This window comes from Bacillus sp. A260 (genome assembly GCF_009861435.1).
Lineage (GTDB): Bacteria > Bacillota > Bacilli > Bacillales > Bacillaceae_G > Bacillus_A > Bacillus_A cereus.
The window spans coordinates 4,396,053-4,416,702 of sequence record NZ_CP046398.1 but is presented as its reverse complement, the minus strand read 5'-3'; the positions used below and the strand labels follow the sequence as shown (position 1 = coordinate 4,416,702).

The following is a 20,650-nucleotide window of genomic DNA, read 5'->3' as shown; positions in this document are numbered from 1 at the left end:
TATGAAAAATAGGCTATAATGATAAGACAAGAAGAGAGGGAAATACATATTATGAAAAACATTGATTCAGTACAAAATCCGCGTGTAAAGCAGTGGAAAAAGCTGCAAACGAAAAAAGAACGCGATAAAAAAGGTTTATTTTTTGTAGAAGGATTCCACTTAGTCGAGGAAGCTTTGAAGACAGGAATTGTAACAGAACTTATCGTTTCAGATCAGACAGACCTTCCGAAAGATTGGACAGTTAATGATGTGGAAATGTACATCGTACCTGAGGCGATTGTAAAAATACTTCGTGAAACAGAAACGACGCAAGGTGTATTTGCTGTTTGTGAGAAGCATGAGAAAGAAGTAGCTCTTACTGATGGGAAATTCCTTTTATTAGATGGCCTGCAAGACCCAGGTAATTTAGGAACAATTATTCGTACAGCTGATGCAGCTGGTATTCACGCCGTTGTGCTTGGAGAAGGTTGTGTTGATGTTTACAATAGTAAAGTACTCCGCTCTACACAAGGCTCTATTTTCCACTTACCAATTGTAAAAGGGAACTTAGAAGAATGGGTAGACAAGTTAAAAGAATATAACGTTCCTGTATATGGAACAGCTCTTGAAAATGGAGTTCCGTATGGTGAAGTAACGCCGGCTGGCAGTTTTGCATTAATTGTAGGAAATGAAGGAAATGGCGTACGCCAAGAAATTCTTGCAAAAACGGATCAAAACTTGTATATTCCGATTTACGGCGGGGCAGAATCATTAAATGTTGCGGTTGCAGCAGGGATTTTAACGTATTATTTGCAAAGCCCGGTTGCGAACAAATAAAAAACTTCTTATAATAAGTTGAAGTACATTATATTAAAAGTTAAATAACGAAAAACGTTGATAGAGAAGAGTAGCTTACAAAATCGCCATATAGGGAGAGAATGTCGTAGACTGAAAGCATTCTTATGGTAGACGAAAGTGAATTCACCTCTGGAGTTGACGCCAGGACCATGTATATGTAAAGGCGTTCCGGTCAGAATTGATCGTTATAACTAATGAGTGGGCAGACATGTTCTGTCAATTTAGGGTGGTACCGCGAATTTACCTCGTCCCTTTTTGGGAGCGAGGTTTTTTTATTTTTAAAATTAGGAGGGTTCCAAAATGGAAGCACGTTTAAAAGAGCTAAAGCAAAAAGCGTTAGAGCTTATTGAAGAAGCGAAAGAGCTGAAAGGCTTAAACGACGTACGCGTAGCGTATTTAGGAAAAAAAGGTCCAATTACAGAAGTATTACGCGGCATGGGAAAATTATCAGCAGAAGAGCGTCCACGTATGGGAGCATTAGTAAATGAAGTACGTGAAGCGATTCAAACGCGTCTAGACGACAAAATTAGTAACTTAGAAAAAGCAGTAATTGAAGCGAAATTAGCTACTGAAACAATTGATGTTACATTGCCAGGTCGTCCTGTTGAAACAGGTTGTCACCATCCGTTAACGGCTGTTGTTGAGCAAATTGAAGATGTATTCATCGGTATGGGTTATGAAGTAGCTGAAGGAACAGAAGTAGAAAAAGACTACTACAACTTCGAAGCACTAAACTTACCGAAAGATCACCCAGCGCGTGATATGCAAGATACATTCTACATCACAGAAGAAACGTTACTACGTACACATACATCTTCTGTGCAAGCACGTACGATGGAAAATAATAAAGAAAAAGGCCCAATTAAAATTATTTGTCCTGGTAAAGTGTATCGCCGTGATGACGACGATGCGACGCATTCACATCAGTTCATGCAAATTGAAGGTCTTGTAATTGATAAAAACATTCGTATGAGTGACTTAAAAGGTACACTGCAAGTATTCGTGAAAAAGATGTTCGGTGAAGATCGTGAAATCCGTCTTCGTCCAAGTTTCTTCCCATTCACAGAGCCATCTGTAGAGATGGATATTTCTTGTATGATGTGTCATGGCAAAGGCTGCGGCACTTGTAAAGGAACTGGCTGGATTGAAATTCTAGGCGCAGGTATGGTTCACCCGAACGTACTTGAAATGGCTGGTTATGATTCAAAAGAATATCAAGGTTTCGCATTCGGTATGGGCGCAGAGCGTATCGCAATGTTGAAATACGGAGTAGATGACATTCGTCATTTCTATACAAATGATGTACGTTTCTTACAACAATTCAAACGAGCGTAAGGGAAGGAGAGGATAAGTATGTTCGTATCATATCGTTGGTTACAAGAGTATGTAGATATTAAAGATGTAACAGCACAAGAACTAGCAGATAAAATCACGAAAAGTGGTATTGAAGTAGAAGGCGTTGAAGTATTAAATAAAGGTGTAAAAGGTGTTGTAGTTGGTCACGTATTAGAATGTGAAAAACACCCAGAAGCTGATAAATTAAGCAAATGCTTAATCGATATCGGTGAAGAAGAGCCAGTTCAAATTATTTGTGGAGCTGCTAACATTGCAAAAGGTTTAAAAGTACCAGTTGCAAAAGTTGGAGCTGTACTTCCTGGTAACTTCAAAATCAAAAAAGCAAAACTACGCGGTGAAGCTTCTCACGGTATGGTTTGTGCTCTTCAAGAGCTTGGTATTGATGGAAAGTTAGTTTCAAAAGAATACGCAGATGGTATCTTCATCTTCCCAAGTGACGCTGAAGTTGGTGCAGATGCACTTGAAATTTTAAACTTACACGATGAAGTACTTGAGCTTGGCTTAACACCAAACCGTGCAGATTGCTTAAACATGTTAGGTGTTGCTTACGAAGTAGCTGCTATTTATGGCCGCGAAGTAAAGCTTCCAGCTATCGACTTACAAGAAACAGCAGAAAAAACTTCTGATTATATTTCTGTAAGTGTAGAAGCGAAAGAAGAAAACCCATTATACATTGCAAAAATGGTTAAAAACGTAAAGATTGGTCCATCACCAATGTGGATGCAAACTCGTCTTATGGCAGCTGGCATTCGTCCAATTAGCAACGTAGTTGATATTACAAACTACATTTTAATGGAATACGGTCAACCGTTACATGCATTCGATTACGATAAATTAGGTTCAAAAGAAATCGTTGTTCGTCTTGCAAAAGAAGGCGAAAAAATTGAAACGTTAGATGATCAAGAGCGTACATTACAAAGCCACCACCTTGTAATTACAAACGGCACGAAAGCTTTAGCTGTTGCTGGTGTAATGGGCGGGGCGGATTCTGAAGTTACAAATGAGACAGTAAACGTTCTAATTGAGTCTGCATATTTTGCAGGTCAAACAGTACGTCGTACATCAAAAGACTTAGGTCTTCGTAGTGAATCAAGTGCACGTTTCGAAAAAGGAATCGACCCAACACGTACATTTGAAGCAATTCAACACGCAGCTGCTTTAATGGCGAAATATGCTGGCGGTGAAGCACTTGAAGGTGTAGTAGAAGCTGACAACTTACAAGTACAAGAGCGTACAGTATCTGTTACTGCTGAAAAAGTAAACCGTGTATTAGGTACAAATATTTCTGCGAGTGAAATGGGTACAATGTTCACAAACTTGAAATTCCCATTCACAGAAGTAGAAGGAACATTCCACGTGAATGTACCAGCACGTCGTCCTGATATTACAATTTCAGAAGACTTAGTAGAAGAAGTGGGCCGTCTATACGGTTATGACCACATTCCAGTTACATTACCTTCTGGAACGATGACTCGTGGTAAATTAACATCAGCACAAACGAAACGTCGTAAAGTACGCCGCTTCTTAGAGGGTGCTGGTTTATATGAAGCAATCACGTATTCATTAACAAGCGCTGACAAAGCGAAACAATATATGGTTGAGCCAAACGAAAAGGCGCCTGTAGGTCTTGCGCTTCCAATGAGTGAAGAACGTAGCCAACTTCGTTTAAGCTTAGTACCGCAATTACTAGAAGCAGTTTCATACAATGTCGCTCGTAAAAACGACAGCGTTGCTTTATACGAAGTAGGTTCTATCTTCTTACCGACAGAAGAAGGAGAACTTCCGAAAGAAGAACAACATCTTGCAGGTGTTATGACAGGTCTTGCTCTTCACCATGCATGGCAAGGTGAGAAGAAAGTAGTAGACTTCTTCGTTGTGAAAGGTGTACTAGAAGGACTATTCGACGTACTTGGCGTTGCAAACCAAATCACATATGCACCAGCAAAACGCGAAGGTATGCACCCAGGCCGTACAGCTGACATCGTATTAGATGGCGAAGTAATTGGTTTCATCGGTCAATTGCACCCAGAAGCAGAAAAACAATTAGATGTGAAAAATACATTCGTATTTGAATTATCTCTTGTAAAAGTATTCGGTGCAGACGCTGAAGAAACTTACTACGCAGCAATTCCACGTTTCCCATCTATGACACGTGACATGGCTGTTGTAGTAACAAAAGAAACAAAAGCTGGTGAAATGAAGCAAGTCATTGCTGAAGCTGGCGGAGAACTTCTGAAAGACGTAACACTATTCGACTTATACGAAGGTGAAAAAATGGAAGAAGGCAAGAAATCACTTGCATTCTCTATGACTTACTTCGATGCAGAACGTACATTAACAGACGAAGAAGTAACAGAAGCACATAACCGTGTACTAACAACGGTAGAAGAGAAATTCGGTGCGGAGTTACGTAAGTAATTAGAAAATTGCCGGATATATTCCGGCAATTTTTTTATTGGGTTAGTTGTCGGACACTGTCGGTAAGTCGATATATTACAAAAATCGCTCATATATTTTCCGACACCTTGCATCTTTCTCTCGAATGTAGTACATTAATTTTAGTTTAACAAAATGAAAGACGATGATAAGGAAAAGTAGTATATACTATAATCCAAAGCGAGTCAGGGACGGTGAGAGCCTGATGAGGCGGTATATGTGAAGAACACCTTGGAGTTGCTAACCGAAATTGAATCTTGTATTCAAGAGTAGACTTAGACGGGAATCCGGCCTGTTACAAACCGGGAAGTATGTATTACATACGAGTTAAAGTTGGTCTTTATGACAAATTGGGTGGTACCGCGAAGTTTAACCTTTCGTCCCTTTATGGATGAAAGGTTTTTTTGTATTTAAATATATGAGCAAAGGAGAATTTCACTATGGAAAACACATTAGTAAAAAGTCTGTATAGAGATACAGAAAAGTATGCAGATCAAACAGTACAAGTATCAGGGTGGATTCGTAACTTACGTGATTCAAAAGCATTTGGTTTCATCGAATTAAACGACGGTAGCTTCTTCAAAAGCGTTCAAATCGTTTTCGATACAGAATTAGAGAACTTCAAAGAAATTGCAAAACTTCCACTTAGCTCTTCAGTTAAAGTAGAAGGTAAAGTAATTGCAACGCCTGGAGCGAAGCAACCATTTGAAATTAAAGCAGAAAAAATTGATATCGAGGGCTTATCAGATTCTGATTACCCACTTCAAAAGAAGCGTCATACATTTGAATACTTACGTACAATCGCTCACTTACGTCCAAGAACAAATGCATTCTCTGCAACGTTCCGCGTACGTTCTATCGCAGCATTTGCGATTCACCAATTCTTCCAAGAGCGTGGATTCGTACATGTTCATACACCTATCATCACTGGTAGTGATACAGAAGGTGCTGGCGAAATGTTCCGCGTAACAACGCAAGATTTAAATAACCTACCAAAAGGTGAAGACGGAAAAGTTGATGAGTCAAAAGACTTCTTCGGTAAAGAAACAAACTTAACAGTAAGTGGACAGCTGAACGCTGAAGCTTATGCATTAGCATTCCGTGATGTATACACATTCGGACCTACATTCCGTGCGGAAAACTCAAACACAACTCGCCACGCTGCTGAGTTCTGGATGGTTGAGCCTGAGATTGCATTCGCTGAACTAGGGGACGTAATGAACCTTACAGAAGATATGCTGAAATATGCAATGAAATACGTATTAGAGCATGCACCAGAAGAAATGGAATTCTTCAACAGCTTCGTTGATAAAACAGTTCTTGAGCGCATGAACAACGTAATTAACTCTGACTTCGGTCGCATCACTTATACAGAAGCAATTAAAGTGCTTCAAGAATCAGGTGCTGATTTCAAATACCCAGTAGAATGGGGAATTGACTTACAAACAGAGCACGAAAGATACTTATCAGAAGAAATCTTCAAACGCCCTGTATTCGTAACTGACTATCCGAAAGACATTAAAGCATTCTACATGCGTTTAAATGAAGACGGTAAAACAGTAGCTGCTACTGACCTTCTAGTTCCTGGCATCGGCGAATTAATCGGCGGAAGCCAACGTGAAGAAAGAATGGACGTTTTAGTAGACAGAATTAAAGAATTAGGTATGAACGAAGAGGATTACTGGTGGTACTTAGAACTTAGAAAATACGGCGGTACAAAACACGCTGGATTCGGTCTAGGTTTCGAGCGCTTCCTAATGTACATCACTGGCATGGCTAACATCCGTGACGTAATTCCATTCCCAAGAACTCCAGGTTCTTCTGAGTTCTAAAATGTGAAAAAAGCGAGAGGATTTCCTCTCGCTTTTTCTTTTGCATAGTTTATTACCCTGTAGCAAAAAGTAACGCGAAGGGGTGAATATAAATGAGTAAAAAAGTGAAAAAAGATCATTCAAGATCGGGCCTAGGTTCTCCAGAAGTAGAAGGACAAGGAACGACGACACATGAAACAGGTTCACATAAAGTACCTTCATCAAATAAGAAGCAGAAACGAAGCTAACATAAAAAAGGAGAGTCTTGGCGACTCTCCTTTTTTCATGTATTACATCTTCTTATCGTTAATTTCTTTTGTAATCTTATTTATGTCTTTGCCTAATCGATCTAAATAGAAAAACCACAGTAAACTCATGAACACGTAATAGATGGCCATCACGCCAAGATTATCAGATATATTTTCGAATGTGGATTTAGTAGTGAAAAAAGCTCCTCAAATGGTAGAAATAGTGAAGTAAGAAAGTGGGCCTACGAGGTGTACGAAAATATATAATATCTTTTTAACTTTTACAGCGTTCATATGAAAAACCTCCTTTTTCTAATCATACATTCAAGTTCCTCACAGAAGTGTTGTAGTTTTGCTGGATTATGTATTAACGAGCGAGCATCGTGTTTCCCGATAAATCTTCGAATCCGAAAGTTTAATAAGAAAGAGCGACCATAACGCTCTATTAAATCGTTGAACGCTCGTTGTTCACTTAGTAGCTGAATGTTTTCCCTAATTTCAAACTGTCTTTCGTGTGGATCGCCTAGTAAAATATTTAGAATCATTTGTAGAAGTAGCAATGGGGATCTCCTCCTATTTTATAATAATCTGTATATTATAATTATAACAAAACTATAAGGACAATAGTAGGGTGAAACAAAAAACAGGAGTTTGTAGGCTCCTGTTTTTGTCGATACTATTTTAATAAGCGAATCGCCTTCTCCGTATTAGCGAAATGCAGTTTCACAAACTCAGGTAATCGTTCTTTACCAAGCTTTTGAATTAATTTAGCAGCAGCGATATCAACTTGTTTACCAGCACCTTTTGGAAGTGGCATACCAGCTTTTTTACTTAGTTCGTCAAACTGTTTTACGAATGAGTAGCGAGCTAAAATGGAAGCGGCGGCAACAGCTAAATGAACACTTTCACCTTTCGTAGCGAAGTAAACATTTTCACGCTGTACCTGTTTTTGTTTTGCTAAATATTTATAGTATGTATCAGGTTGTGTGAATTGATCGATTAAGACGCCTTCAGGTTTTGTAGGTGCCATTTTAGCTAATAAGTTTGTAATAGCTTTATTGTGTAGTAAAGCTTTTAACTTACCTTGGTTGTTTCCTTTATCAAATAGCTCGTTATATTTTTCGTTATGAAGGACAAGAGAGCTATAAGGAACAACGTGTAGAAGTTGTTTCGCAATGGCAGTAATTTGATCGTCATTTAAGTTTTTAGAGTCTTTTACACCAAGTTCTTTTAGTAGTGGAATTTGCTTTGCATCCACATATACAGCAACGACTGTCATCGGTCCAAAGAAATCTCCCGTACCAACTTCATCAGACCCTACAATAGACATTGTACCGATGGAAGCAGGAGGCGCATAACGATGGGAATCGACAGATTTTTTTACAGCTGTTTTCGGTGTTTGAGAGACAGTTTGCCAACGAGAAGCTTCTGCTTCAGCGCGGCCTCCTTGGAACATTACTTTTCCAGATTTATACGCTGTAATCGTGCAAGATGGTACCTTTGCCATGAAGATCCCGCCTTGCGGAGTTTTTGGGCTAAGCGAATGTTTATATTGTTGTTTCATGTCTTCAATTACTGTAGAATTTGTTTGAATTACGATAGAATTTGACATAATGGTCGCCCCTTTTTTTATATTGTTATTTTTATCATATCGGATTGTTCTTTCTGTTTCCATATTATGAAGGTTCATGGTATGATAAACTTTAGGATTCTGTACGTGATTGGAGGCCGGTGAGTTGTCACAACAAAAGGGAAAGAAAAGTCGAATTAATGTAGAAATCTATGGTCAGCAATATTCAGTTGTTGGCGATGAAAGTACAAGTCATATCCGCATGGTAGCAGCGATTGTGGATGATAAAATGCGCGAACTCAATGCCAAGAATCCTTCGCTTGACACGAGTAGACTAGCGGTATTGACGGCGGTAAACGTCATACACGATTACATAAAATTAAAAGAAGAACATGAGAAATTGAAAGAAAGTATGACAAAAAAAGGAATGGAATAACATGATTGATATTATTATCATTTTACTGCTTGTTATGGGATTTTTCCTCGGCTTACGCAGAGGGTTTATTCTGCAACTTGTAAAGTTAACAAGCTTTATTATCGCATACCTTGTTGCATACTGGTACTGTAAAGATTTAGCGCCAGCACTTGCGAAATTTATTCCGTATCCATTTGATAAAAACGTATCTGTTCCAGAATGGATTGATGCAAATAATATTGAGACAGTATTTTATCAAGCGCTTGCGTTTATCATATTGTTTATTATTACTAAAATTGCACTTTCATTACTTGGTAATTTGTTAAATATGTTTGCAGAAATACCGGTTTTAAAGCAAGTAAATGCGTTTGCGGGGGCAATCCTCGGATTTTTAGAAGTATATATTATTTTGTTTGTCTTAATTATCATTGGAAACATTCTTCCGATTGAACAAGTACAAACACCATTACAAAAATCATCAATTAGCAAAATAATTGTAGACGATACACCGATTCTATCTGAAAAGGTGAAGGAACTATGGCAGACAGGTAGCAGAGTATAACTTCTCTTTTTTCGGAAAGAGAAGTTTTTTTCTATGAAAGAAAGGCGGGGCAATGATGAAAGTAAATAAAAAACAAGTGATCAAATTATTAGAGACAATCGGGCTTTTTATGGAATTAAAGGGCGCGAATCCATTTAAAATATCTGCATTTCGTAAAGCGGCAGCAGCATTAGAAAGTGATGATCGTAGTCTTTCTGAGATTGAAGATTTCACGAAGATTCCGGGCATCGGAAAAGGAACAGCAGCAGTTATTCAAGAATATATAGAATCGGGAACATCTGAAGTATTACAAGAACTTGAAAAAGAAGTACCAAGTAGCTTATTGCCGTTATTAAAACTACCAGGTCTTGGTGGTAAGAAGGTAGCTAAGTTATACAAAGAACTTGGTGTTGTTGATATGGAATCGCTAAAAGCTGTTTGTGAGGAAAATAAAGTACAAGCTTTAGCAGGTTTCGGTAAGAAGACAGAAGAGAAAATATTAGAAGCAATCGATCAAGTAGGCTCTCGTCCAGAGCGTTTACCAATTGCGATGGTATTGCCTATTGCCGGGGAAATAGAGGAGAAATTGTCGAATATTGCTGAAGTAATTCGTTTCTCTCGCGCTGGTAGTTTGCGCCGTGTTCGTGAAACAGTGAAAGATTTAGATTTTATCATTGCAACAACAGAACCAGCAGCGGTACGTGAGCATTTACTACAATTTGATAATATGATTGAAGTAATAGCAAGTGGAGATACGAAAGTTTCTGTCCGTCTTCAATATGAATATGATATTTCAATTGATTTCCGTTTAGTAAAACCAGAAGAGTTTATTACAACTCTTCACCATTTCACAGGATCAAAAGACCATAATGTGAAAATGCGTCAAATCGCAAAAGATAAAGGCGAGAAAATTAGTGAGTACGGTGTAGAGAACTTGGAAACAGGTGAAGTGAAAACATTTGAGACTGAAGAAGACTTCTTTGCTCATTTCGGTTTGCCATTTATTCCGCCAGAAGTGCGTGAAGATGGAAAAGAAATTGAATTAATTAAAGAGTATCCGAACTTAATTCAGTTTTCCGATATACAAGGTGATTTACATATGCATACAACTTGGAGTGACGGTGCTTTTTCTATTGAAGAAATGGTACAAGCGTGCCGTGCTCGTGGATATAAGTTTATGGCGATTACTGATCACTCGCAATATTTGAAAGTGGCGAACGGTTTAACGAAAGAGCGTCTTCGTGAGCAAGCGAAAGAAATTGAACGTATGAATGAAAAGTATCCAGACATTACAATTTTACGCGGAATTGAAATGGACATTTTACCAGATGCCTCGCTTGATTTTGATGATGAAGTATTAGCAGAATTAGATTATGTCATTGGAGCGATTCACTCTAGCTTCTCACAAGACCGTGAAACGATTATGAAGCGTCTACGTACTGCACTTGAGAATAAACATGTCACAATGATTGCCCATCCTACAGGACGTCTTCTCGGGCGTCGTGAGGGTTATGATGTAGATACAGATTTATTAATTGAACTAGCAAAAGAGACAAATACAGTTTTAGAATTAAATGCGAATCCGAACCGTCTAGATTTAAGCGCGAAATTATTAAAACAAGCACAAGATGCTGGTGTGAAAGTAGCGATTAATACGGATGCTCATACGCTTGAAATGTTAGAAGATATGGAAACAGGTGTAGCAGCAGCACGTAAAGGTTGGATTCAAAAAGATAACGTGATTAACACGTGGGATATTGAACGTTTATTAGACTATATTAAACGTAATAAGTAATACAAGGGGGACCTGCAACATGTTAGAAAGAACGTTGCGTGTATTAGAATACAATAAAGTAAAAGAACAATTACTTGAACATACAGCATCTTCACTTGGTCGTGACAAAGTGAAGCATTTAGTGCCGAGCACTGATTTTGAAGAAATTGTAGAAATGCAAGATACAACGGATGAAGCAGCGAAAGTTATTCGTTTAAAAGGTAGTGCACCATTAGGTGGTATTACGGATATTCGCTCAAATGTGAAGCGTGCAAAAATTGGGAGTATGTTAAGTCCAAATGAATTACTTGATATTGCGAATACGATGTATGGTAGTCGTAATATGAAACGTTTCATTGAAGATATGGCTGATAACGGTGTCGAGCTTCCGATTTTAGAAACTCACGTCGCTCAAATTGTATCTTTATATGATTTAGAAAAGAAAATTACAAATTGCATCGGTGACGGCGGTGAAGTAGTCGATAGCGCAAGTGATAAACTGCGTGGTATTCGTACTCAAATTCGTACTGCGGAAAGCCGTATTCGTGAAAAGTTAGAAAATATGACGCGCTCTTCAAACGCGCAAAAGATGCTGTCTGATTCGATTGTAACGATTCGTAACGAACGTTACGTAATCCCAGTAAAGCAAGAATATCGCGGCGTATATGGCGGTATTGTTCACGATCAATCTGCTTCTGGACAAACGTTATTTATTGAACCACAAGTAATTGTAGAATTAAATAATGCACTACAAGAAGCACGTGTGAAAGAAAAACAAGAAATTGAACGCATCTTATTGATGTTAACAGAAGAAGTAGCAGTAGAAGCCGATATCGTTTTATCAAACGTAGAAGTAGTTGCAAATCTTGATTTCATCTTTGCGAAAGCTTTTTATGCGAAGCGAATTAAAGCGACAAAGCCGATTGTAAATAACGAGCGTTACATGGACTTAAGACAAGCACGCCATCCGCTTATCGATCCAGAAATAATCGTGCCAAATAACATTATGTTAGGTAAAGATTTCACGACAATTGTTATTACAGGACCGAATACAGGTGGTAAAACAGTTACGCTGAAAACAGTTGGTATTTGTGTGTTAATGGCGCAATCTGGCCTTCACATTCCAGTAATGGATGAGTCAGAGATTTGTGTATTCAAAAATATCTTTGCTGATATCGGTGATGAGCAATCGATTGAACAAAGTTTAAGTACGTTCTCCTCACATATGGTGAACATCGTTGATATTTTAGAAAAAGCTGATTTTGAAAGTTTAGTTTTATTCGATGAATTAGGTGCTGGAACAGACCCGCAAGAAGGGGCTGCACTTGCCATTTCAATTTTAGATGAAGTATGTAATCGCGGTGCTCGCGTTGTTGCAACGACGCATTATCCAGAATTAAAAGCATACGGATATAACCGTGAGCAAGTTATTAATGCGAGTGTTGAGTTTGATGTGAACACGTTAAGCCCAACGTATAAATTATTAATCGGTGTACCAGGACGTAGTAATGCCTTTGAAATTTCGAAACGTCTTGGATTATCTGATCGCGTTATTGACCAAGCACGTAACCACATTAGTACAGATACGAATAAAATTGAAAATATGATTGCGAAGTTAGAAGAAAGCCAGAAGAACGCAGAGCGTGACTGGAACGAAGCAGAAGCGCTTCGCAAACAATCTGAGAAACTTCATCGTGAGTTACAACGTCAAATTATTGAATTTAACGAAGATCGCGACGAACGATTATTAAAAGCGCAAAAAGAAGGGGAAGAAAAAGTCGAAGCTGCGAAGAAAGAAGCAGAAGGTATTATTCAAGAACTTCGTCAATTGCGTAAAGCACAGCTTGCAAATGTGAAAGACCACGAGCTAATTGAAGCGAAGAGTCGTCTAGAAGGCGCAGCGCCAGAGCTTGTTAAGAAACAAAAAGTAAATGTGAAAAACACTGCACCGAAACAACAGTTACGTGCAGGTGATGAAGTGAAAGTATTAACGTTCGGTCAAAAAGGTCAACTACTTGAAAAAGTAAGCGATACAGAGTGGAGCGTACAAATCGGTATTCTGAAGATGAAAGTGAAAGAATCTAATATGGAATACATTAACACACCGAAGCAAACAGAGAAAAAAGCAGTTGCAACGGTAAAAGGTAGAGACTATCACGTTTCATTAGAACTTGATCTTCGTGGTGAACGATTTGAAAATGCAATGGCGCGCGTTGAGAAATACTTAGACGATGCCCAGCTTGCAAGCTATCCTCGCGTATCAATCATTCACGGTAAAGGGACAGGAGCACTTCGCCAAGGTGTACAAGATTACTTGAAGAAGCATCGCGGTGTAAAAACCTTCCGTTACGGTGACATGGGCGAGGGAGGCCTAGGCGTAACAGTTGTCGAATTAAAATAGAAAACAACGAAACAAAGGGGAAACCATTATATGTTTATGGACAAACTTGCAAAAGTATTGTTAGCTTGTTGTGGAATATTTTTGGTGATTGGGGTTATTTATTTAGTTGTTTTTGCGAAGTGAAAAAGCGTCAATCGTGGCAGAATGATATTGCCATAGATTGACGCTTTTAATATATGTGAAAAGGAATAGAACATGAAAATCAACCAATACATAAGCGAAGCAAAATTATGCTCCAGACGTGAAACAGATCGTCTCATTAAAGCTGGACGCGTGGCTATTAACGGCGAAATATGTACGCACGGTGCACTCGTAAGCGATGGTGATAGGGTAACGATTGATGGGCAAGTTATTGTAAAAGAAGAGAAAGAAAAAGTGTATATCGCATTTCATAAACCAGTCGGAATTACTTGTACAGCAGCCGATCATATTGAAGATAATATTATTGATTATATCAATTACCCAGAGCGAATCTTTCCAGTTGGGCGATTAGATAAAGCATCAGAAGGACTTATTTTATTAACGAATGACGGCGGCATTGCGAATCAAATTTTACATGGTGATCATGAGCACGAGAAAGAATATGTTGTCACAGTCGATAAACCTTTTACGGACTGGTTTATTGATGAGATGTCCCGCGGTGTAAAGATTAAAGATGGAATGACGAAGCCGTGCAAAGTGACAAGAGTCGATCAATCAACATTTCGTATCGTTTTAACGCAAGGAATGAACAGGCAAATTCGTAGAATGAGTCGTGCTTTCGGATTTACTGTAATAAAGCTAAAGCGAGTACGCATTATGAATATAGAGCTAAATGAGCTTGAAGTTGGAAAGTGGCGGAGCGTTACAGCTGAAGAGTTAGAAATTTTAATAGGGCAGTTATAGGGAGGAAAAATTTTCTCCCTATATTTTTTTGTCAGAAAAAATAAAACTATTGATTTTTTAAAAAATAGCCCATATAATAAAAAACAACAAGTTTCGACAAGATATTTTATAAAAGTAATGATGAGGACATGAGTTGTATTTTACGATTCTCAGAGAGGGAAGCCTTAGGCTGTGAGCTTCCTAATACGAAAAGACAAGCTTACCACCTCTAAACTTCAAGAGTGAACTGCATACATGATGCATTGTAATTCTTGGCGGATAAAACCGTTATCAATTTACACGAGCTATAAAATGAGCTTATTTCGTTATAAATTCATTTTATTAGAATAAGGGTGGAACCACGATTTCAACACTCGTCCCTTTATTAGGGACGGGTGTTTTTTGCGTTCTTTTACGGGGAAGTATGCTTGAAAGAGGATATGTGACGGATTTTAATTCAGAATATTTTGTTAATTTATTATTTTAGGAGGTTAGTAGAAATGAAATCATCTTTAAAGTTTTCAGAGATGTTTGCAATAAGTTTAATGTTATTTGCACTGTTTTTTGGTGCGGGTAATATGATTTTTCCACCAGCGTTAGGACAAGGCGCTGGAACAGACGTATGGATTGCGTTGTTTGGTTTTATCGTAACAGGCGTTGGACTACCTTTATTAGGAGTAATTGTTATAGCTTTAAAGGGAGATATTAATGAGCTAGCAGGACGTGTACATCCTATATTCGCACTTGTTTTTATCACTGCAATTTATTTATGTTTAGGCGTATTCGTAAGTGTGCCGCGTACAGGAACAGTAGCTTATGAGATGAGTATTGCACCGTTTTTACCAAGTGAGATAGCTGGTCAGTCATATCCACTTGTTATCTTTACACTTATTTTCTTTGCAGTCACTTTCTATTTAGCTTTAAATCCTTCGAAATTAGTGGGTCGTATTGGTAAAGTGCTAACTCCAATATTATTAGCTGTTATTGCAATTATCGTAGGTAAAGCACTTATTACACCAATTGGAGAATTTGGTGCACCGACAGAAGCGTATAGTGCTCCTCTCTTCAAAGGATTTATTGATGGATATTTAACTTTAGATGGACTTGCAGCACTGGTATTCGGAAATGTTGTAATTCATGCGTTAAAAGAAAAAGGCATTACAAATAAAAACAGTATTGCAAAAGTAACAATCTTTGCAGGATTTATTGCAGCGCTTGGTCTACTACTTGTGTATTTAGCACTTGCTTATCTTGGAGCTTCTAGTGTGTCACTTGGAATGGGCGCAAACGGAGGAATTATTTTAACAAATGTCGTGAATCATTTATTTGGTAGCTACGGAACTTTATTACTAGGGATCGCAATTACAGCAGCATGTTTAACAACTTCTGTAGGTATTGTTGCAGCTTGTGGTGATTACTTCTCTTCTTTATTACCAAAGCTTTCTTATCAAAAAGTCGTTTTCATTTTCTGTGTATTAGCATTTATGGTAGCAAACCTTGGGTTAACTCAGTTAAATGCATTAGCATTACCAATCTTAATCGCAATTTATCCAATTGGAATCGTACTTATCGTATTATCACTTGTTGAAAACTACGTTCGTCTTCCATTAGCGATGTATGTGGGCGGGATTGTAGGAGCATTTGCAATAAGTTTCTTTGATGGGTTACACAATGCAAACCTTCAAATTGCAGCGCTAGCACCTATTTTAGATAAGATTCCATTATATAGTGTAGGGATTGGTTGGTTAGTTCCAGGCATAATCGGTATAGGATTTGGTTATATAGTTTCTAAGTTTCGAAAGCAGGAAATTGCTGTAGAAAAATAGAGAAAAGAGGCTTTCTATAATAGAAAGTCTCTTTTTTTGTAAAAAAAGCCGCATATAGAGAAATTTAGATATTAAAAATTTTATACGTAATATAGTTGACAAAAAATTTATGAGTAGGCTAAGATTGACTTAGTTGTGGAAATATTGGAAGGGAAGTGAGGGAAACGGGGTTTCTATAACTATAGTGTTGTTATGGGAAGAGGTGAAAGAGGAGAAGAGGAGAAGAGAAAGTTTATTTTTTCGACTTACATTGAGAATGATAATCAATAAATACGTTTTATAATTTTTTCTCAGTTTCTATGCCTTCGTATAAGGAATAGGGTGAGATATTATTTTTAATATCGAATGAGAATGATAATCAATAACGCTTATGTTACATAAAAGAATGCTAATTAAATAATAGGTAGAAGAGATTATTTTTTTCTTGTGAATTGAGAATAATTATCATTTTCAGAAAAAGTGAAATGAAAGATAACCAAGGAGGAAACAAGAAAAATGAAAAAGGTTTCTGTATTACCCGCTTTTATTATAACGTTCGTATGTATGCTAGCTTTTCTTGTAATGCCATACGGGAATGCTTCAGCAAAACTAGCTGATGGTACTTACGATATTAATTACGTAATTCAAAAAGCGGAAAATGATTCAGCTTCAATGGCAAATGACTATTTTGAAAAGCCGGCAAAATTAATAGTGAAAAACGGTGAGATGAGAGTACAAGTTCCGATGAATCATAGTGCTTGGATTACAGAATTTAAAGCACCAGAGAACGGAAATTTTGTTGATGCGAAAGTTGTTAGTAAAGATGAATCGGCAGATAAAAGAACAGTAGAGTTTAAAGTAGATGATTTATCCAAACCGGCAGCTGTAAAAATTCATGTTGTTGTACCAAGTGCAAACTATGACCACCACTACACAATTCGTTTTGCTTTTGATGCAAATGTAAAAGCTGTAGGTGGCGATAATGGCGTAGCTGCTACAACAAAAAATAATGATCAAGCGAAAACAGATACACAAGTAAAAGAAGAGAAAACAAAAGTAGAGAGTAAGGAAACAGCTAAAGAAGTGAATAAAGAAACAAAAAATGAAAATGGAAAAGCTGAAAAAACAGATAACCCAAAAACAGGCGATGAAGCACGTATTGGATTGTTTGCAGCGTTAATTCTTATTTCAGGTGCTTTCTTAATTCGTAAAGTGAAATTGAGTAAATAAATCTTTTGAAGGGTGATGAATATATGTTTAAACAATTTAAAATGATTATTGCCGTATTTGCTGTTTTATTTACATTTATCGCAACACTAGGTTTACAAGATGCAAAGGCTGCTACAAAACTAGCTGATGGAAAATATAATATTGCTTTTACTGTATGGAAAGGCGATAAAGATGAATCGTCTAGAATGAATAGTTATTTTGAAAGCCCAGCAACATTAACAGTTAAAAATGGAAAACAATATGTTTCATTTAAAGTGAAAGATAGTGCTTCTATTAAAAGTTTCCAAGTAGAAAAAGATGGTCAATTTGTAGAAACAACCGTGTTAAGTGAAAACAAAAAAGATAATACTAGAGTTGTAGAATTTGAAGTTGCTGACTTGTCAAAAAAACTAAATGGCAAGGTGAAAATTAATATTCCAATTATTAATTATAATGCTTCGTATGATATTCGCTTTGTATTTGATGGGAACAGTATTAAATAATTTTCAAAAGGGAGAGTCGTTCCATTGAACAGGTATACAAAAATTATTGTTGCTATGTTTTTAATGATATTTACATTCGTATCAACATTACAACCACTTGCAGTTCAAGCAGCTACCAAGTTGGCTGACGGTGAATATTCAATTGGCTTCAAAGTTTTAAAAGATACATCAGATGAAGAATCGATGATGAATCAATATTCAGTAAGTCCGGGAACTTTAAAAGTGAAGGATGGGAAAAAGAAAGTATCCTTTACATTAACAAATAGTTCATGGATTACGAAATTTGAAACAGAAAAAGCAGGTAAGCTAGTTGCGACAAATGTAATTAGTGAAGATAAAGAAAAAGATACAAGAGTAGTAGAATTTGATGTAGAAGATGTAGAGAAGGTATTAAATGCAAAAGTAAAAGTAGATATTGATTTTTTAAATTATCATCATGAGTACGACGTTCGTATTGCATTTGATCAAAATAGCATTACACCAATTCATGTAGAAAAACCAAATGAAAAAGAGGACCCAGCTAATAAGCCAGATCCAAATGAAACTACCGATCCAGGTCAGAAGCCCGACCAAAAGCCTGACCCAGATCAACAACCAAATTCTAACACAATTACAGATGGTGCGTACAGCATTCCATTTAAAGTGTTAAAAGATCAAACAGATGAAGAATCTAAGATGAATAGTTACATGGTAAATCCAGGAGTATTAAAAGTAGAAAACGGTAAGAAAAAAGCAATTGTAACACTAAAAAGTAGCTCATTAATTAAAAATTTCCAAACGGAAAAAGATGGCGCATTTGTTGATGCAAAAGTAGTGAGTGAGGATAAGGAAAAAGATACAAGAGTAGTAGAGTTTGAAGTAAACGATTTATCTAAAAAACTAAATACAAAAGTATTTATCGAAATGGCATCAAGAAATTATAAGCAAATGCATGATGTACAACTTTTATTTGAACAAGATAAACTTGAACAAATTAAAAATGAAGAGAAACAACCAGAAGTAGAAAAACCGGAGGCAGAAAAACCGGAAGCAGAAAAACCAGAAGTAGAAAAACCGGAAGTAGAAAAACCAGAAGTAGAAAAACCAGATGAAAATAAAAAACCAGATGCTGAAACAATTAAAGATGGTGAATACAGCATCAATTTTAAGGCATTAAAAGATCAAACAGACGAAATTTCAATGATGAACACATATACAAAAAGTCCAGGTGTGCTAAAAGTAAAAGATGGTAAGAAGTATGTATCATTTACGTTAACGAACAGTTCTTGGATTACAAAATTTGAATTTGAGAAAAATAGTTCGTTTGTTGATGCAAATGTAATAAGTGAAGATAAAAAAACTGATACACGCGTAGTGGAAGTAGAAGTACCAGATTTATCGAAAAAGTTAAATGCAAAAGTAAAAGTAGATATCGATTCAATGAATTATCACCATTTTTACGATATTCAATTTGCATTTGATAAAGGTAGCATTAAGTCGTTAGATAACCAAGGTGAAAACAACAACCAAGGTGGAAACAACAACCAAGGTGAAAACAACAACCAAGGTGGAAACAACAACCAAGGTGAAAACAACAACCAAGGTGGAAACAACAACCAAGGTGAAAACAACAACCAAGGTGGAAATGATAACCAAGATAATAGCACAACAATTGATCCAAAAGCTCTTAAAGATGGTGAATACAGAATTGGCTTTAAAGTGTTAAAAGATCAAACAGATGAAATCTCAATGATGAACACATACACAAAAAGCCCAGGTGTATTAAAAGTAAAAGATGGTAAGAAATACGTATCGTTTACATTAACAAATAGTACATGGATTACGAAATTTGAATTTGAGAAAAATGGTTCTTTCGTTAATGCAAAAGTGTTAAGTGAAAATAAAGAACAAAATACAAGAGTAGTAGAAGTAGAAGTAAACGATTTGTCTAAAAAATTAAATGCAAAAGTAAAAGTAGATATTGATTCAATGAATTATCACCATTTTTATGATGTTCAATTTGTATTTGATCAAGACAGTATTAAAGCCTTAGGGAACCAAGGCGGAAACGACAACCAAGGCGGAAACAACAACCAAGGCGGAAACGACAACCAAGGCGGAAACAACAACCAAGGCGGAAACAACAACCAAGGCGGAAACAACAACCAAGGTGGAAATAATAACCCGAAAGTAATAGTTGATCCGAAAAATTTAGTAGATGGCCAATATGATATTACATTTAAAGTATTAAAAGATAAAACAGATGAGATTTCAAAGATGAATGACTATGTTGTAAATCCAGCGAAATTAATCGTAAAAGATGGTAAAAAATATATTGAGATGACGCTGAAAAATAGTGCGTGGATTACGAAATTCCAAACGGAAAACAATGAACTATTCGCTGATGCGAAAGTAGTAAGCGAAGATAAAAATGTAAATACGCGAGTAGTACAGTTTGAAGTAGAAGATCTATTTAAAAAATTAAACGCAAAAGTAAAGGTAGACATCGATGAGATGAACTACCATCATTTCTACGATGTGCAAATTCAATTTGATACAAATAATATTGGCGCGTTAGGAACTCTTAAAGAGGAACCGAAAAATGAACCGAAAAATCCAGTGACTACACCGAAAGTAGATAATGTAAAAACAGTAGGTACTCCTGATTTTAACCGAAATGCAGATGGTCAGAAGAAAAAAGAAGATACAAAAAATGATTCGAAAAAAGAGAAAAACTCAAAAACTGCAGATACAGCACAACTTGGTTTATATATGGTGTTACTGCTAGGTTCACTTGCTTTACTAGTTCGTAAATATAGAGCAGGTAGATTGTAATTTTTGGAGTCTTGATGCATATTCGCGTGCATCAAGACTTGTTTCATATTGTATGGAAAGGAGTGG

The 20,650-nt window shown here is 36.9% G+C and carries 16 protein-coding genes, 1 pseudogene and 3 other annotated features; of the genes and pseudogenes, 14 read left to right on the top strand and 3 right to left on the bottom strand.

All coding sequences use genetic code 11. The annotated features are described in order from the left end of the window. The first annotated feature begins 18 nt into the window (after positions 1 to 18). The 5 genes from GD442_RS22385 (at position 19) to GD442_RS22365 (ending at position 6,688) form a co-directional block, all read left to right on the top strand. Positions 19 to 816 carry a TrmH family RNA methyltransferase gene (locus GD442_RS22385; protein WP_159365207.1) on the top strand — a complete coding sequence of 266 codons (798 nt, stop codon included), beginning with the start codon at positions 19 to 21 and terminating at the stop codon, positions 814 to 816. 48 nt (positions 817 to 864) lie between these two features. Further along, positions 865 to 1,093, top strand: a binding site (T-box leader). 44 nt (positions 1,094 to 1,137) lie between these two features. Continuing rightward, positions 1,138 to 2,172: a phenylalanine--tRNA ligase subunit alpha gene (gene pheS, locus GD442_RS22380; RefSeq protein ID WP_000388219.1), complete on the top strand. Its 1,035-nt coding sequence runs from the start codon at positions 1,138 to 1,140 to the stop codon at positions 2,170 to 2,172. 18 nt (positions 2,173 to 2,190) lie between these two features. Continuing rightward, positions 2,191 to 4,611: a phenylalanine--tRNA ligase subunit beta gene (gene pheT / locus GD442_RS22375; RefSeq protein WP_000498186.1), complete on the top strand. Its 2,421-nt coding sequence runs from the start codon at positions 2,191 to 2,193 to the stop codon at positions 4,609 to 4,611. A 154-nt stretch (positions 4,612 to 4,765) separates the two neighbouring features. Then, positions 4,766 to 5,017, top strand: a binding site (T-box leader). 52 nt (positions 5,018 to 5,069) lie between these two features. After that, positions 5,070 to 6,461 carry an asparagine--tRNA ligase gene (gene asnS, locus GD442_RS22370; RefSeq protein WP_000432177.1) on the top strand — a complete coding sequence of 464 codons (1,392 nt, stop codon included), beginning with the start codon at positions 5,070 to 5,072 and terminating at the stop codon, positions 6,459 to 6,461. Between the two features lie 92 nt (positions 6,462 to 6,553). Further along, a complete protein-coding gene (locus GD442_RS22365; protein WP_000039588.1) occupies positions 6,554 to 6,688 on the top strand; it encodes a YuzL family protein in 135 nt (44 codons plus the stop codon). Between the two features lie 42 nt (positions 6,689 to 6,730). Here GD442_RS22365 and GD442_RS22360 read toward each other — a convergent pair. The 3 genes and pseudogenes from GD442_RS22360 to rnhC form a co-directional block, all read right to left on the bottom strand. After that, a pseudogene (locus GD442_RS22360) lies at positions 6,731 to 6,982 on the bottom strand (hypothetical protein). Continuing rightward, positions 6,979 to 7,248 (bottom strand): hypothetical protein, encoded by a 270-nt coding sequence (locus GD442_RS22355; RefSeq protein ID WP_000925539.1) that lies wholly within the window; start codon positions 7,246 to 7,248, stop codon positions 6,979 to 6,981. The pseudogene GD442_RS22360 and the gene GD442_RS22355 overlap by 4 nt, the downstream one beginning before the upstream one ends. 116 nt (positions 7,249 to 7,364) lie before the next feature. Next, a complete protein-coding gene (gene rnhC / locus GD442_RS22350) occupies positions 7,365 to 8,300 on the bottom strand; it encodes a ribonuclease HIII (protein ID WP_000071590.1) in 936 nt (311 codons plus the stop codon). Between the two features lie 124 nt (positions 8,301 to 8,424). Between rnhC and zapA the strand changes: the two genes are divergently transcribed. From zapA to GD442_RS22305, 9 genes are all read left to right on the top strand, one after another. After that, complete coding sequence (gene zapA, locus GD442_RS22345) at positions 8,425 to 8,694, top strand: cell division protein ZapA (RefSeq protein ID WP_000082701.1); 270 nt, start codon at positions 8,425 to 8,427, stop codon at positions 8,692 to 8,694. Position 8,695: 1 nt separating this feature from the next. Then, the gene (locus tag GD442_RS22340; RefSeq protein ID WP_000565409.1) at positions 8,696 to 9,235 is read left to right on the top strand and encodes a CvpA family protein; all 540 of its coding nucleotides are present in this window, start codon (positions 8,696 to 8,698) and stop codon (positions 9,233 to 9,235) included. Between the two features lie 55 nt (positions 9,236 to 9,290). Then, positions 9,291 to 11,009, top strand: a complete 1,719-nt coding sequence (gene polX, locus GD442_RS22335) for a DNA polymerase/3'-5' exonuclease PolX (RefSeq protein WP_000867532.1) — start codon at positions 9,291 to 9,293, stop codon at positions 11,007 to 11,009. 19 nt (positions 11,010 to 11,028) lie between these two features. Further along, entirely contained in the window at positions 11,029 to 13,389 is a 2,361-nt protein-coding gene (locus GD442_RS22330) for an endonuclease MutS2 (protein WP_000893713.1), read from the top strand. 195 nt (positions 13,390 to 13,584) lie between these two features. After that, positions 13,585 to 14,274 (top strand): 23S rRNA pseudouridine(2604) synthase RluF, encoded by a 690-nt coding sequence (locus tag GD442_RS22325; protein ID WP_000700716.1) that lies wholly within the window; start codon positions 13,585 to 13,587, stop codon positions 14,272 to 14,274. A 108-nt stretch (positions 14,275 to 14,382) separates the two neighbouring features. Beyond that, positions 14,383 to 14,638: a binding site (T-box leader), on the top strand. Between the two features lie 115 nt (positions 14,639 to 14,753). Continuing rightward, positions 14,754 to 16,079: a branched-chain amino acid transport system II carrier protein BrnQ6 gene (gene brnQ6, locus GD442_RS22320; RefSeq protein WP_000842636.1), complete on the top strand. Its 1,326-nt coding sequence runs from the start codon at positions 14,754 to 14,756 to the stop codon at positions 16,077 to 16,079. A 495-nt stretch (positions 16,080 to 16,574) separates the two neighbouring features. Continuing rightward, on the top strand, positions 16,575 to 17,288 hold the full coding sequence (gene isdC, locus GD442_RS22315; RefSeq protein ID WP_000757953.1) for a heme uptake protein IsdC: 714 nt from the start codon (positions 16,575 to 16,577) through the stop codon (positions 17,286 to 17,288). Between the two features lie 23 nt (positions 17,289 to 17,311). Then, positions 17,312 to 17,770 (top strand): NEAT domain-containing protein, encoded by a 459-nt coding sequence (locus GD442_RS22310; protein ID WP_000476164.1) that lies wholly within the window; start codon positions 17,312 to 17,314, stop codon positions 17,768 to 17,770. 24 nt (positions 17,771 to 17,794) lie between these two features. Next, positions 17,795 to 20,584, top strand: coding sequence for an NEAT domain-containing protein (locus GD442_RS22305; protein ID WP_086407796.1), 2,790 nt, complete (start codon positions 17,795 to 17,797; stop codon positions 20,582 to 20,584). Positions 20,585 to 20,650: the final 66 nt, after the last annotated feature.